Origin of the sequence: Pedobacter sp. Leaf250 (assembly GCF_920984735.1) — a bacterium.
GTDB lineage: Bacteria > Bacteroidota > Bacteroidia > Sphingobacteriales > Sphingobacteriaceae > Pedobacter.
This window is the reverse complement of record NZ_CAKLBU010000013.1, coordinates 103010-118021: the sequence shown is the minus strand read 5'-3', so window position 1 is coordinate 118021 and position 15012 is coordinate 103010. Positions and strand designations below refer to the sequence as shown.

The 15012-nt window shown below is 38.7% G+C and carries 10 protein-coding genes; 4 read left to right on the top strand and 6 right to left on the bottom strand.

Going from position 1 to position 15012, the window contains the following annotated elements; genetic code table 11:
- Positions 1-23 precede the first annotated feature (23 nt).
- Positions 24-1715, bottom strand: a complete 1692-nt coding sequence (locus LUA91_RS13290; protein WP_231426538.1) for a DUF6600 domain-containing protein — start codon at positions 1713-1715, stop codon at positions 24-26.
- A gap of 278 nt (positions 1716-1993) precedes the next feature.
- Here LUA91_RS13290 and LUA91_RS13285 point away from each other — a divergent pair, with 278 nt between their 5' ends.
- Together LUA91_RS13285 and LUA91_RS13280 are read left to right on the top strand one after the other, a co-directional pair.
- Complete coding sequence (locus LUA91_RS13285; RefSeq protein ID WP_231426537.1) at positions 1994-2695, top strand: SAM-dependent methyltransferase; 702 nt, start codon at positions 1994-1996, stop codon at positions 2693-2695.
- Positions 2696-3092: 397 nt separating this feature from the next.
- On the top strand, positions 3093-5384 hold the full coding sequence (locus LUA91_RS13280) for a Tex family protein (protein WP_231426536.1): 2292 nt from the start codon (positions 3093-3095) through the stop codon (positions 5382-5384).
- Positions 5385-5454: 70 nt separating this feature from the next.
- On the opposite strand, the gene LUA91_RS13275 is transcribed toward LUA91_RS13280, so the two are convergent.
- The 5 genes from LUA91_RS13275 to LUA91_RS13255 all read right to left on the bottom strand — a co-directional run bounded on the left by LUA91_RS13275 (position 5455) and on the right by LUA91_RS13255 (position 10418).
- The gene (locus LUA91_RS13275) at positions 5455-6534 is read right to left on the bottom strand and encodes a mechanosensitive ion channel family protein (protein WP_231426535.1); all 1080 of its coding nucleotides are present in this window, start codon (positions 6532-6534) and stop codon (positions 5455-5457) included.
- 232 nt (positions 6535-6766) lie between these two features.
- The gene (gene trpC, locus LUA91_RS13270) at positions 6767-7594 is read right to left on the bottom strand and encodes an indole-3-glycerol phosphate synthase TrpC (RefSeq protein WP_231426534.1); all 828 of its coding nucleotides are present in this window, start codon (positions 7592-7594) and stop codon (positions 6767-6769) included.
- Positions 7595-7654: 60 nt separating this feature from the next.
- Complete coding sequence (locus LUA91_RS13265) at positions 7655-8263, bottom strand: aminodeoxychorismate/anthranilate synthase component II (protein WP_231426533.1); 609 nt, start codon at positions 8261-8263, stop codon at positions 7655-7657.
- A 49-nt stretch (positions 8264-8312) separates the two neighbouring features.
- Positions 8313-9710 (bottom strand): anthranilate synthase component I family protein, encoded by a 1398-nt coding sequence (locus LUA91_RS13260; protein ID WP_231426532.1) that lies wholly within the window; start codon positions 9708-9710, stop codon positions 8313-8315.
- 261 nt (positions 9711-9971) lie between these two features.
- Positions 9972-10418 (bottom strand): cytochrome B, encoded by a 447-nt coding sequence (locus tag LUA91_RS13255; RefSeq protein WP_231426531.1) that lies wholly within the window; start codon positions 10416-10418, stop codon positions 9972-9974.
- Positions 10419-10531: 113 nt separating this feature from the next.
- Between LUA91_RS13255 and LUA91_RS13250 the strand changes: the two genes are divergently transcribed.
- The gene (locus LUA91_RS13250; RefSeq protein WP_231426530.1) at positions 10532-13552 is read left to right on the top strand and encodes an amidohydrolase family protein; all 3021 of its coding nucleotides are present in this window, start codon (positions 10532-10534) and stop codon (positions 13550-13552) included.
- A 1-nt stretch (position 13553) separates the two neighbouring features.
- Positions 13554-14864: an amidohydrolase family protein gene (locus LUA91_RS13245; RefSeq protein ID WP_231426529.1), complete on the top strand. Its 1311-nt coding sequence runs from the start codon at positions 13554-13556 to the stop codon at positions 14862-14864.
- The last annotated feature ends 148 nt before the right edge of the window (positions 14865-15012 follow it).

Sequence of the window (15012 nt, the reverse complement as noted above, 5' to 3'; positions counted from 1 at the left end):
TTTCATCGGGACTTTCAATCCATCTATCCTCGTCCACCTCTCGATGGCCTTCCTCCTTCAGAGCCACTTCTTTCGCCACCACCTCTTTGTTGTTGAGGCGCTGATTCAGTTCTTCTTTGCTCTTGACGTTGTTGCATTTGTTGATCGCGTTGCGCTCTTTGCTGTTCAGCTTGTTGTGAGCGTTGTTGCTGTGCCTGCTGATCACGCTGTGCTCTTTGCTGTTCAGCCTGCTGAGTACGTTGTTGTTGCATTTGCTGATCGCGTTGTGCTCTCTGTTGCTCCATTTGTTGCGAACGTTGCTGTTGCATTTGTTCATTACGTTGAGCACGTTGTTGATCTGCCTGCTGACTGCGTTGTTGCTGCGCTTGTTGATCGCGTTGTGCTCTTTGCTGCTCCATCTGTTGCGAACGCTGTTGCTGCATCTGCTCATTACGTTGAGCGTTTTGTTGAGCAGCTTGTTCTGTACGCTGTCTTTGCATTTGCTGCGAACGATCGTCATTTCCCCTCACTTCGCGTTGAGCACGCTGCTGATCTTGACTCATTCGATCTTGTTGACTACGTTGCTGACGCATTTGATCTAAACGTTGCTGATCTTGACCTCGGTTTACGTTTCCATTATCGCCCCTTTGCTCAATTCCATTTGTATTTCCACGATTTACTCTGCCGCTGGCATTTCTATCGTAAGCTTCACCTCTATTATTAGGTTGATTATTATCTCTGCTTACATTAGCATCGTTACCCCTACTTGGTTGGCCTGTACGATTATCATTTCTTGAACCAAAACGATTATCATTATTGCCCCTTTGATCATTGTTTCCACGATTGTTGGTATTATTTCCCCCTCTTTGGTCGCGGTTGGCAAAACCTTCGTTTCTTCCACCTCTATTTATTCCTGCATTACCTTGTTCATATTTTCTTGGCGCTGCATTTCTATTATCAACCGCATTGCGTTCAGGTCTTGGTCTGTAGATCGAAACTTCTCTTCCACCTACCCTACTTGCACCCGGACGATTGCTTTGCGCATAACGATAAACCGTTACATCACGATTGGTAGCTCTTCTGATATCTTCCATCCTTGGGCCACCATAATAACTTCTTCTGTTATACACATAAGTGTTGTTGATGATGGTGGTATTGCGGATGTAAACATTATTCCTTCCATAATCATATCTCGGGAAAGTATTGATATAAATATTTCTTTGTGGAATAAAATTCCAGCAAAATTCAGGAACAGAATAACGGCGTCCGAAACTTAAATTTATGTTGATGCTTGGAGCCATTGGTGCCCAACCGTAATAACCATCTCCACTTCTCCAATCTACCCAAGCTGGTCCCCAATTGGTATCTGGCAACCAAATCCATTGGCGGTAACTGTTAATCACCCATCTACCATAGTGGAAAGGTGCCCATCCCCAATCGTAATTAGAAACCCAGGTATTTCCATATTCAGTCATTGCCCATCGGCCATTTGTATAATATGGGCGGAATTCGTTCTGGTCTACATCAGGACGCCAAACGTAACCATATTGCGCATCCTGAATCCAGGTTCCATACGGACTAAGTTCATCGTAAAAGGTTTGCATTGAAATATTTCCAGTGCTGTAACCATCATCCTGGTAATTGTCTTGATAGTCTTGTGCCCTGACTAGGGTTGTGGTTCCGGCAAGGAGCGTAAAAAGCCCCAGCACAATTGCCGCAGATTTCAGTGTTTTCATTTGTGTGTTTATTTTAATAACCTAATGTGTGTGTATCAATTAGAGAACCAAAAATTTACAAGGTTTAATATGCTTGCATAGTTTTTTAGTTTTCTGCCAAATATTGCTTTTGGAGGCATATTTAACTATTATTTAACGTTTTAAGTACATTATAATTGTGCAGAAAATAAGTCATTTAGAAATAAAATTTGCTACACCTGTGTTTACAAAAAAGATTATATTGCTACAGCGCAAAACTTTAAAACTAAAATTCTGTTTATTGTAGCTATTTTTGTACCATGCAGAACGGCACTTTATATCTTATTCCTGTTCCTCTAGCTGAAGAGGTAGCACATAAAACATTTACCCCTTATTTGGTTGATACTATTAATCAAATTGACACCTATATTGTAGAAAACAGCAAAACAGCTCGCCGCTTTTTAAAGGAAGCAGGATTGAAAACTCCACAAAAAGATTTAATCGTTCATGATTACGGCAAACATAATCGTACAGATTTAGGGCAGTTTTTTAGTGAGCTTCAGGCAGGTAAAGATGTTGGCTTAATGAGCGAAGCAGGTTGCCCTGGCATTGCCGACCCTGGTGCAGATATTGTTGCCGAAGCACATAAAAGGGGAATAAAAGTAGTGCCTTTAGTTGGGCCAAGCTCTATTTTACTGGCATTGATGGCCTCGGGTTTTAACGGCCAAAGCTTTGCTTTTTGGGGATATTTACCCATAGATAAGGAGCAACGTACAAAACGTATTAAGGATTTAGATTTATCAGCAAGCCGATATAAACAAACGCAGATTTTTATTGAGACACCGTTTCGCAACAACCAGCTTTTTGAAGAAGTACTGAAAAGCTGTAAATCGAACACCCAAATTTGTGTGGCCAGCAACCTCACCGCTGAAGATGAATTTATAAAAACTCAAAGCGTGTATAACTGGCGTAAAGAAGAAATTGATCTTCATAAAAAACCAACGATATTCTTAATGTATTAAATGAAATGGCCTGTTATAACAGGCCATTTTTATTATTTGATTACCATCGGCTAAAGCGCAATGGTAATGAAGTTTTAAGCCAGAATGCCATCTTCAGAACGGGTTAGAATTAGATAAGCTTTGCAACTGCAGATAGTTGCATTTACCTATCCACCTAAACTGGATTGCAGCGGTATCGCCCGATTCTTTATCGGGCATTTAGCGGAAAGCCAGACGAACATTAATTTGCCTGCTGATATTGCTTTTCAAATTTTTATGATCTTGCGAAATTATATTCACGTACAATTTTATTCGATAAAATTTCCTCACATTTTCCGGTGGAAAACTTGATTTTAAAAACCCTTAAATTCCGTAAATCCTGATTAGCTTTGCTCCCTTTAAAATTGAAAATCTTGATATGTTAGCTCACCATAAAATCATAGCTGCAGCATTAAAAATTGCAGAAAAACAAGTTACAGCAACTGTAAATTTATTGGATGAAGGTGCAACAGTGCCCTTTATTTCACGTTACCGAAAAGAATTAACCGGAAGTTTAGACGAGGTTGAGGTGGCGGCAATCCGCGATAAGGTAATTCAGTTGCGTGATCTGGATAAACGCCGCGAAGCGATTTTAAAATCGATGACCGAACTTGGTAAGCTGACACCAGAACTTGAAAAGAAAATCAACGAAGCAGAAACCATATCTCTTCTGGAAGATATTTACCTGCCCTACAAACCAAAACGGAAAACCCGGGCATCAATAGCAAAAGAAAAGGGTTTAGAGCCATTGGCCTTGCAGATTTTTGATCAAAAGAATTTCAATTTAGAGGCTGAAGCGGATAAATTTATCGACGCAGAAAAAGGGGTAAATTCTTTGGAAGAGGCTTTAGCTGGAGCCAGAGACATCATGGCAGAAATGATCTCGGAAAATGCAGAAGCACGCACAAAAATGCGTTTGTATTTTCACGATAAAGCAGCTTTTAAAGCTGAAGTGATTAAAGGAAAAGAAGAAGAAGGAATTAAATATAAAGACTATTTCGATTGGCATGAGCCTGTAAAAACAGCGGCATCACACCGTGTTTTGGCCATGCGCCGTGGCGAGAAGGAGTTGATTCTAAGACTTGATGCTTTGCCACCTGCAGAAGGAGCAATAGAGCTATTGGAAAATCAGTTTGTTTTAGGAAACAATGGAGCTTCAAAACAGGTTCAGCAGGCTTTAGAAGATGGTTACAAACGTTTACTAGAACCTGCAATGGAAACAGAACTTCGGGTGTTAACCAAGCAAAAAGCAGATGAAGAAGCCATCCGTGTTTTTGCAGAAAATGCTCGTCAGTTATTATTGGCTGCCCCAATGGGACAAAAAAATGTATTGGCCATCGACCCTGGTTTCCGTACTGGATGTAAAGTAGTATGCCTGGATAAACAAGGGCAATTATTGGAAAACACGGCTATTTACCCACATACCGGACAAGGAAACGTAAAAAATGCTGAATTTACCATTCAACAGCTTTGCGAAAAGCATCATATAGAAGCTATTGCAATTGGTAATGGAACTGCAGGCAGAGAAACAGAATCTTTTATTCGAAACTTAAATTTGCCGCATGTTACCATCGTGATGGTAAATGAAAGTGGAGCCTCCATTTATTCGGCATCAGAAGTAGCAAGAACCGAATTTCCGACACAAGATATCACTGTTCGTGGTGCAGTTTCCATCGGTCGTAGATTAATGGATCCTTTGGCTGAATTGGTAAAAATCGATCCGAAATCTATCGGTGTCGGCCAATACCAACACGATGTCGATCAGAATAAATTGCAGGCCAGTTTGGATGATACTGTAATCAGTGCAGTAAATGCTGTTGGTGTAGAGCTGAATACTGCATCGAAACAAATTTTGGCTTATGTTTCTGGTTTAGGACCAACATTGGCGCAAAATATTGTTGAATATAGAAATACACACGGCGCCTTTAAAAATCGCGAAAGCTTAAAAAAAGTCCCTCGCCTGGGCGATAAAGCTTATGAGCAAGCAGCAGGCTTTTTACGCATTCGCAATGCTGATAATATTCTGGATACCAGCGGCGTACACCCCGAACGTTATTCCCTGGTTGATAAAATGGCCAAAGATTTAGGCACAACTGTTTCTGCATTAATGAAGGATACCCAATTACAAAAACAGATTAAGCCACAACAATATGTTACTGAAGAAATTGGATTACCTACTTTAAATGATATTTTAAAAGAATTGGCCAAACCAGGCCGTGATCCGCGAGAAGCTTTTGAAGCCTTTAGCTTTACGGATGGTGTAAACGAAATTGCTGATTTAAAAATAGGCATGAAACTACCTGGCATTGTAACCAATATCACCAATTTTGGCGCTTTTGTTGATATCGGTGTTCATCAAGATGGCTTAGTGCATACCAGCCAATTGGCCAACCGTTTTGTGGCAAATCCAAATGATGTTGTTAAAGTACATCAAAAAGTAGAAGTTACGGTAATGGAAGTTGATGCAGCTCGTAAGCGAATTTCCTTATCGATGAAAACTGAAAACAGTCCGAAATCTGGAGACCGAAGCCCGAAGCCGAAGGAGCAAAAATCAAAGCAAGATTTTAAACCTCAAACCGGAAAATCTAATTCTAAGCCCAAGCCAGAAAAAAAAGATGCCGATGGCGATTTGCAGGAGAAATTAGCAAAGCTAAAAGGTATGTTTAAATAGTATTCGAAACTTGTCACACTGAGCTTGTTGAAGTATTTTTAAAAGACTTCGGCAAGCTCAGACTGACAATCTACAAACCCGCAAATTTATCCTTATGCTCCAATCTTGTTTTGGGTAAACTTTCAGGATAGTTATTCTGGATAAAAGTAATCATCGCTTCCCTAACATAACAACGCAAATCAAAAGCCCTCGAAGAATTGGAAGCACTCATCAGAAATCTGATTTCTATAGAGCCATCTTTATTTGTATCGGTAACCTGAACCACATTAACTCTTTTATCCCAAAGGTGATTTGAAGTTAAAAGTTTTGTTAATTCCTGTCGCAAAGGTTCAATTGGAATGGTATAATCCATGTAAAGAAAAACAGTTCCTAATAAATCTGCTGAAACTCTTGTCCAGTTTTGAAAGGGTTTTTCGATGAAGTAAGTAATTGGCAAAATCAATCTTCTTTGATCCCAAATGCTTACTACCACATAGGTTAATGTGATTTCTTCTACCCTTCCCCACTCTCCTTCTACAATTAAAACATCATCGATTCGGATGGGTTGGGTAAAGGCAATTTGAAAGCCGGCCAATAAGTTTCCTAATGATTTTTGGGCAGCAAAACCGATGATAATTCCCCCGATCCCAACTCCAGTAAGCAAGCCCGCTCCTATTTTCCTCATACTTTCGAAGCTTAATAAAATGATGGCGGCGGTTATTAAAATGATCAGCGATACCACAAATTTTCTTACAAATTGTAACTGGGTTCTAATCTTTCTCTCCTTTAAATTGTTCTCCTTATTTAAGTCGTATTTGAGATAGAAAAAATCTTCCAAAACATTTATAAGCCTGATTAATATTAAAGCAAAAACTGCAGTAAGGGCAATTTCCAATGCCTTTTCCAAATGCAAACGTGCTGATGTGGACATAATCATTAAGTCCAAAGAGGAGTTGAGCAACAGTAAAGGAATAAAAACTGCAACCGGCCGACGGAGGTGTTTTATAGTTGATTTAATGATGATAAAATCCCACCACCGGGAAAGTAAAATAAAGGTTTTATGAATGATAAATTTGATTACCAGACCCAACAAAATAGCGAGAACACCAATAATTAAGTTTTTAACGAAAATAGGAATAGGATAACCGAAAATATGGTCGAGGTACTGCATAAACAAAATTTGTTGGTTAAGTATTGAAGATTATTCAACAGATTAACAACAACGTTTATGGTTTGTTTGCGAAAGAAAAAATAGGCGATATCGGAAGTATTACATTTTTGCATTGTTTAATTAAATACATATATAACACTTTGTTTTTTAGAAATTGTCGCATTGAGCTTGTCGAAACGCTATAAAGTGGTCTTCGACAGGCTCAGAATGACAAAAATCGCTTAGAAGATTTTCAAATCTGCGAAACAAATTCTTTTATAGCAGCCCCGGGATCATTAGTTTTCATGAAATTTTCACCAATTAAAAACCCGTTAAATCCAGCTGTTTTTAGTTCTCTAATCGTTTGTGGATTACTAATCGCACTCTCTGAAATTTTAAGAAATTCATTTGGGATGCGGTTCACTAAATCGAACGAGGTTTGAATATCAACGGTAAAATCTGCAAGGTTTCTATTATTTACACCAATGGCATCCAAATTCGGGCAAATGCTTCTTTCTAACTCTTCGAGATTGTGAACTTCTAACAATACGTTCAACCCTAAATTTTGAGCGAATTTGCCAAAATCATTAATTTGTTTCGGTGTTAAAATTGCTGCAATCAATAAAATAATATCCGCCCCCCAAGCTTTAGCCTCCAAAATCTGGTACTCATCAATCATGAAATCCTTACGAAGAATTGGGATATCGTTCACTGCTCTGGCAGCCAGCAAATCATCGGTTTTACCACCAAAAAAATCTACATCGGTCAACACAGAAAGCGCAGAAGCTCCGGCAGCATTATAAGCTTGCGTTACTTCAGCAACATCCGCCACACCATTAATTAATCCCTTTGAAGGCGAACGGCGTTTGAATTCTGAAATAATTCCAGTTCTGTCTTGAGCCAATAAAAATTCTTTAAAAGAATATGGCGTACGTTTAAAATGATCAGCCTTTTCTAAATCTTGTATAGAAATCAATTGCTTTGCATCAGCAACTTCTTGTTTTTTTCGTAATACGATTTTATCTAAAATAGATCCAACCCCTAAATCCCCTAAAGGGGACTTTGAATTTCCATCGTTCATATTATTTTGCATTAATATTTTCTCTTTGTTTTTAAATAAAGTCGCTGTTCCAATTTGCCTTTAGTTCCCCCCTTCAAGGGAATAGGGGGTTGTCAACCAGTTCTCCATCATTTGTTTACCATGTTCAGTTAGCACGCTTTCTGGGTGGAACTGCACCCCACGAACATCCAGACTTTCATGCCGCAAAGCCATAATCTCACTCTTGTGGTCTCTGGCTGTAATTTTTAAACAAGAAGGAAAATTATCCTTGCTTACCACCCAACTGTGGTAGCGGCCAACATTAATGGTTTGCGGACATTCCCAAAATAAATGCTCATCACCATCAACAACTGTAACTGGTGTTGCAATGCCATGCATAGGCCTGCCGAGATTGAGCAATGTACCTCCGAATGCTTCAGCAATTGCCTGCTGACCCAAACACACGCCAAAAATACTCTTTGTTGGCGCATAAGTTTTAATCACATCTAATAATAATCCAGCTTCTTCAGGAATACCAGGCCCGGGAGAAAGCAAAATTTTATCGTATTGCTCAACTTCAGTTAAGTCGAATTTATCGTTTCTCCAAACTACCGCTTCGTAACCCACTTCATTAATTAAATGAACCAGATTATACGTGAAACTATCATAGTTATCAATCACTAAAACGGTTTTTTTATCTTTGTTTTCCATTAATTCTTTCTTTAAAACACCTCATCCATTTTACATTTCCTACTTACTATCAAATTCCTTCTGCCATTTCCAAGGCTTTACGTAAGGCTGCAATTTTATTATTTACTTCCTGCATTTCGGTTTCGGGTACAGAGTCTGCAACTATGCCAGCACCAGCACGATAATGCAATTCGTTGTTTTTGCTCATAAAAGTTCTGATCATTATGGCATGATTAAAATCTTCGTTGAAACCCATAAAACCAATTGCCCCAGCATAAAAATTTCGGCCCAATTTCTCATTTTCATCAATCAGTTGCATAGCCTTATATTTTGGCGCACCACTTAAAGTTCCTGCCGGATAAGTATCGGCCACCACATTAAAAGCACTTACATTTTCCTGCAAATGACCACTCACTTTACTTACCAGGTGAATTAAATGTGAATAATATTGAACTTCTTTAAACGATTTTACTTCTACACGATTGCAATGCCTGCTTAAATCATTTCGAGCCAAATCTACCAGCATAACGTGTTCTGCGCTTTCTTTTGGATCCTGCTCCAGTTTTTTAGCTTGTTCAGCATCTTCAATATCATTTCCACTGCGCTTAAAAGTTCCCGCAATTGGAAAAATATTGGCTGTATTGTTTTTGATGGTAATTTGTGCTTCTGGAGAGGAACCAAAAAGCTTAAAATTTCCATAGTCGAAATAAAATAGATAAGGTGATGGATTTATCGAACGTAAACAACGGTAAACATTAAATTCATCACCGGTAAATGCCTGTTTAAAAGCTCTTGAAGGCACAATTTGAAATACATCTCCACGATAAATATGTTTTTGAAGCTTCTCTACCAAATCCATAAATCCCTGATCTGTTAGGTTTGAACTTTCTTCTCCTCGAAGCTGGAATTTGTATTCAGGATAGTTTTTATTTTGGATCAGATATTCCATTTTTTCCAAACCACCTTCTTCTTCCTCGTCGAATGTATTTTTGAAAAGCGTAATTTCATTTTTAAAATGATCAATAGCAATAATGTAACGATACAAATGATATTGCATTTCGGGAATTTCTTCCCCATCTGGTGTTTCAGAATTGAATTTTATATCCTCAAAATGCTGAACCGCATTCCATGTAAAATATCCAAATAATCCGCTGGAAATAAATTTGATTTCAGGCAATTCGGTTTCTTTAAACTTATCTTTGAAATCAGCAATCTCATCCATCAGGTTTTTACTTTCGGTAATTCCTACTGTGCCATCAGGAAAATAAGTTTCCAGTCGGTTTCCCCTTAAAATAATTCCGGCAACAGGATCGGCACAAACAAAACTCATGGAGTTTTCACGGCTGTGATAATCTGAACTTTCCAGCAATATACTGTTCGGATATACATCACGTAAACGTAGATAAATGCTCACAGGTGTTGTGGTATCGGCAAGCATTTTTTTGTAAGTGGTATTTATTTTAAACATTTTCTTTTGGTTGTCATCATTGCTTCGTACCCCGCAATGACGGAATTATTTTAAAAAATAAAAGCCCGGCGTGTGGTTCTACGCCGGGCTTTAATGGTTCAATTTAGTTTAGGTTGATAAAAATATTTTCCTCATACGCAGCCGGCGCAATTCTGTGTTGAATTACTTTGCCAAAGCCATGTATGTATATTGTTAATCATGTGCGACAAAAATATAAAGAATTATGAAAATCCGAAATATTTATGATAATAGTTTTATTATTTAATGGGTCATACCGAAAAATGATCTTCCTGGCACATCCTTAACCATCAAGAAAATGGTTATAATTATTAAGATTAAAGCCAAACCGAAAAAGATGGCAATAGTACGGTGCTTAGCCACGGCTTCTGTAATTTTTTTTGATTTTGAATTTCCAACAGTAATTAGAATAATAGCAATTATCATCATGCTAATGTGTTCCATTTTCCAATAGCGGCCAACAGCATTGCTACTATCTGTTTTATACCAATCACCTAAAAAATACATTACCAATCCGATTAATAATTGAATATGCGCACTAATTAATGTAAAAACATTCAGCTTGCGATTGCCTTCCGTATAAGTCTTTTTGCCTAACCAGCCCGATAAAGCATTAACAACTGCCGCAACCAATAATATTAATACGATGTAGCGCCATCCAGAGTGCGCAGATTTTAAGATATTGTACATTTTTCTAAAATATGTTTCCTCAAAAATAGGCATTAATTGTAAAAAATAGGATATTCAGCGCAACCAACACTAATTTATATTAGTTTTAAACAAAATAAACCCCTAAACTGATCATGAAGAAAATTTTACTCGCTATTGCGATGGTATTTTCTACTACAATCATGTTTGCACAACAAACTACTTTCCCTGTAAATGGTTCTTTTGATACCCGACCAGGAATGTTTGCTTTTACAAACGCCACCATTGTAGTAAATGCCAATCAAACCTTAACAAATGCTACCTTACTAATCAAAGGACAAACCATTCAGGCAGTAGGCGCTGGTGTTGCTGTGCCAAAAGGTTATGTGGTAGTAGATTTGAAAGGAAAATTTATTTACCCCTCAATGGTTGATGCTTTTTCGAATTACGGAATTGCAGAAGCACCCGCCCAGGCTCGTGGATTTGGTGGACAACGCCAATCTATTTTTGTTTCAACAAAAAAAGGTGCTTACGGTTGGAACGAAGCCATCAGACCAGAAACTTATGTAAAAAATATTTTTTCTGTTGATACTAAAAAAGCTGATGAATTACGTAAAGTAGGTTTTGGAAGTGTGAATGTAATCAGTCGCGATGGTATTGCCCGTGGCGTTTCAAGTGCAGTAACATTAAACGAAGGTGCTGATAACAGTGTAATTTTAAAAGATCAGACCGCAGCAAATTATTCTTTCAATAAAGGCACTTCATCAAACGATTATCCAACTTCTTTAATGGGATCTATCGCGTTGTTACGCCAAACATATTATGACGCAGCTTGGTATGGCAAACAAAAAGATGAATACAACATTTCATTGGACGAATTCGGAAAGCAACAGAGCATTCCGCAAATTTTTGAGGTTGATGGCTGGCAGAATGTACTTCGTGCTGATAAAATTGGAAAAGAATTTGGCAAAAAGTTTATTATTAAGTCGGGTGGTGATGAATATCAACGCATCAACGAAGTAAAAGCAACAGGTGCCAGTTTGATCGTTCCTTTATCTTTTCCAAAAGCATATGATGTAGAAGATCCGGCAGAAGCCAGAAACGTAACTTTATCGCAAATGAAAGGTTGGGAATTGGCACCAACTAATCCGGCAGCTTTAGAAAAAGCTGGTGTTAAGTTTGCTTTAACGGCTTTTGGATTGGAAAACAGTCGCGATTTTTGGGCCAATATTCGCACTGCGATAGAAAATGGCTTAACTGAAAAACAAGCATTAGCTGCTGTAACCACAATTCCTGCTGAACTTTTAGGCATTAACGATAAAGTAGGATCGTTAGAAAAAGGTAAAGTGGCCAATTTCTTAATTTCATCCGATAACTTATTTAAAAACGGAAATATCATTTTCGAAAATTGGGTTCAGGGCAAGCGTTTCATTGTTAACAAAATGGATGTGAGCGATGTGCGTGGAACTTACAATTTAAATGTTGATGGCGTTGGCGCTTTAACTCTAAAAATCACCGGAACGGGTGGCGGTTCAACTGCTGCAATTGAAAGGACTGGTGTAGATAGCGTTAAAACTACTGCAACTTTCACCAGAAATGGCGACTGGGTAAGCATCAATTTCAATCTGAAGAAAAACCCAAAAGGTGATGTGCGTTTGAGTGGATACATTACTTCTGCAAACCCAATTACCATCAAAGGCGAATCGGCTTTGGCCGATGGATCGGCAGGGAAATTTACAGCAACTTTTAAAGAAGCGGCAAAAGAAATGCCGAAAAAAGATGAGCCAAAACCTTCGTTAGCGGTAGGTTCTCTAATTTATCCATTCACAGCTTTCGGTGCCACGGAATTACCAAAAGTAGAAACCGTTTTGATTAAAAATGGTACCGTTTGGACAAATGAAAAAGATGGCATCCTTCAAAATGCTGATGTATTGTTAGAAAATGGAAAAATTAAAGCCGTTGGCAAAAATCTATCTGCCAGCGGTGCAAAAGTAATTGATGCTACAGGCAAACACATTACCGCAGGTATCATCGATGAGCACTCGCACATTGCTGGCGCCGGTGGAATTAACGAGGGCGCACAATCAGTTTCTGCCGAAGTTCGCATTGCAGACATCATCAATTCTGAGGATGTAAACATTTATCGCCAGTTGGCTGGTGGCGTTACCACTTCTCATATTTTACACGGCTCGGCAAATCCGGTTGGAGGCCAATCGCAATTGATTAAACTTCGTTGGGGTAAATCACCTGAAGAATTAAAATTCGCTGGTGCCGATGGGTTCATCAAGTTCGCTCTTGGAGAGAATGTAAAGCAAAGTAACTTTGGTACAGGTGCCCGTTTCCCGGTTACGCGTATGGGTGTAGAGCAAACTTTTGTGGATGAATTTACCCGTGCTAAAGAATACGAAAAAGCAATGAAGGTTAAAGGCAACAGCGTTCGCAGAGATTTGGAACTGGATGCAATCGTTGAAATCCTGAACAACAAACGTTTCATCACTTGCCACTCTTATGTACAGAGCGAAATCAACATGTTAATTCACGTAGCCGATAGCTTAGGATTTAAAATCAACACTTTTACCCACATTTTAGAAGGTTATAAAGTGGCTGATAAAATGAAAGCACATGGTATTGCAGGTTCAACCTTTTCTGACTGGTGGGCTTATAAAAATGAGGTTGCTGAAGCCATTCCTTACAATGGAAAAATTATGCACAATGTGGGTGTAACTACTGCTTTTAACTCCGATGATGCAGAAATGGCCCGTCACTTGAATCAGGAAGCTGGAAAATCTGTTCTTTATGGAAATGTTCCTGAAGAAGATGCATTAAAATTTGTGACTTTGAACCCTGCCCGTATGCTTCATATTGATGATAAAGTGGGAAGTTTAAAGCCTGGTAAAGATGCTGATGTGGTGATCTGGACTGCTAATCCCCTTTCAATCTACGCAAAAGCAGAGAAAACATTTGTTGATGGTATTGCTTATTGGGATATCGAAAAAGATGCGCAGGTAATTAAATCGCAGCAAGCTGAAAAAGCACGTTTGATTCAAAAAATGTTAGAAAGCAAAAGTAAAGGCGGCAGAATGCAACGCCCAATGGGAGATGCACCACGTTTGTACAATTGCGAAACTTTAGAAAATTATTCAGCAGAATTAACCGAGAAAGAACATGCACACTAACATGAAAAAATATTTAATGAGTCTGGCTTTTTCGGCAACAAGCCTGATGTGTTTTGCCCAGGCAAACATTTCGCCAGCTAAAAAACAAACTAAAACCATCGCCATTACTGGCGCAACTGTACATGTAGGCAATGGAACAGTGATCGAAAATGGAACTATTCTTTTCAGTAATGGAAAAATTATTTCGGTTACTGCAAATGGCCAGGTGCCTGCTGATGATGTGAGCCGTATTGTAGCCACCGGAAAGCACATTTATCCAGGTTTCATTGCTGCGACCACCAATTTAGGTTTAGCAGAAACTGAATCAATTAAAGCAACTTTGGATTATCAGGAAATTGGCGATTTCAATTCGCACATTCGCTCTATTGTTGCCTATAATACCGATTCGAAAGTTCCGGCAACGTTACGTAGCAATGGTATTTTAATGGCGCAGCCTACACCACAAGGTGGCACCGTTTCCGGAAGTTCATCAGTTGTGCAACTGGATGCATGGAATTGGGAAGATGCAGCGATTAAAACCGATGATGCCATGCACATGAGCTGGCCGGTTACGCCACGCTTTAGGGGCGGTTTTGGTGGTTTTGGCAGACCGCAAATGTCGCCTGAAGCTTTATCAGAAAGAACTCAAGCAGCAGTTGCCCAACTGACGTCTTTCTTTGCAGAAGCAAAAGCTTACTCTGAAATGGGTAAACCCGAAGTAATCAACAATCGCTTTGATGCCATGAAAAAGGTTTTCTCTGGCCAGGAAAAACTGTTTATCTCAGCTGATAGTCAGAAAGACATTGTTGCTGCCGTAAATTTCGCTAAGAAATTCGGAATTACTCCTGTAATTACCGGAGCTGATGAAGCTTATTTGGTGATCGATTTCTTAAAAGAAAATAATATCAGTCTGGTGGTTAAACAACCTCATGCTTTGCCAAACAATAATGATGATGATGTAAATATGCCTTATAAAAATGCGGCAGTTTTAGCAAATGCAGGCTTGAATGTAGTATTGAGTATTGATGGTTATTGGCAACAACGTAATCTGCCTTTTATGGCTGGAACAGTTACAGCCTGGGGATTGGATAAAGAAAAGGCCTTATCTACCATTACATTAAATGCGGCAAAGGTAATGGGCGTTGATAAAACTACTGGCAGTATCGAGACTGGCAAAGACGCTACGTTCTTTATTTCTGCCGGCGATGCTCTGGATATGAGAACCAATAAAGTAGAACAGGCGTTTATTCAGGGAAGAGATATCAACCTGGATAACTTGCACAAACAATTGGATAAAAAATTCAGCGATAAGTATACTTCGGAAAAGAAGTAAATTCACAATAACTTAACAGAAAACGGCCAATATTAATTTATTGGCCGTTTTTTATTTTAACATTAATTCATAAATCAACCAATTTATAAATCATTTGATAACATAAAATCGAATCTAGCTTAACACTACAACTACAATTTTGCATCAT

What these genes read in the sequence shown, in the direction of transcription:
- LUA91_RS13250 (WP_231426530.1), top strand. Translation starts at nt 10,532, where the DNA reads ATGAAGAAAATTTTACTCGCTATTGCGATGGTATTTTCTACTACAATC.
- LUA91_RS13280 (WP_231426536.1), top strand. Translation starts at nt 3,093, where the DNA reads ATGTTAGCTCACCATAAAATCATAGCTGCAGCATTAAAAATTGCAGAA.
- LUA91_RS13290 (WP_231426538.1), bottom strand. Translation starts at nt 1,715, where the DNA reads ATGAAAACACTGAAATCTGCGGCAATTGTGCTGGGGCTTTTTACGCTC.
- LUA91_RS13245 (WP_231426529.1), top strand. Translation starts at nt 13,554, where the DNA reads ATGAAAAAATATTTAATGAGTCTGGCTTTTTCGGCAACAAGCCTGATG.
- trpC (WP_231426534.1), bottom strand. Translation starts at nt 7,594, where the DNA reads ATGAACGATGGAAATTCAAAGTCCCCTTTAGGGGATTTAGGGGTTGGA.
- LUA91_RS13260 (WP_231426532.1), bottom strand. Translation starts at nt 9,710, where the DNA reads ATGTTTAAAATAAATACCACTTACAAAAAAATGCTTGCCGATACCACA.
- LUA91_RS13255 (WP_231426531.1), bottom strand. Translation starts at nt 10,418, where the DNA reads ATGTACAATATCTTAAAATCTGCGCACTCTGGATGGCGCTACATCGTA.
- LUA91_RS13275 (WP_231426535.1), bottom strand. Translation starts at nt 6,534, where the DNA reads ATGCAGTACCTCGACCATATTTTCGGTTATCCTATTCCTATTTTCGTT.
- LUA91_RS13285 (WP_231426537.1), top strand. Translation starts at nt 1,994, where the DNA reads ATGCAGAACGGCACTTTATATCTTATTCCTGTTCCTCTAGCTGAAGAG.
- LUA91_RS13265 (WP_231426533.1), bottom strand. Translation starts at nt 8,263, where the DNA reads ATGGAAAACAAAGATAAAAAAACCGTTTTAGTGATTGATAACTATGAT.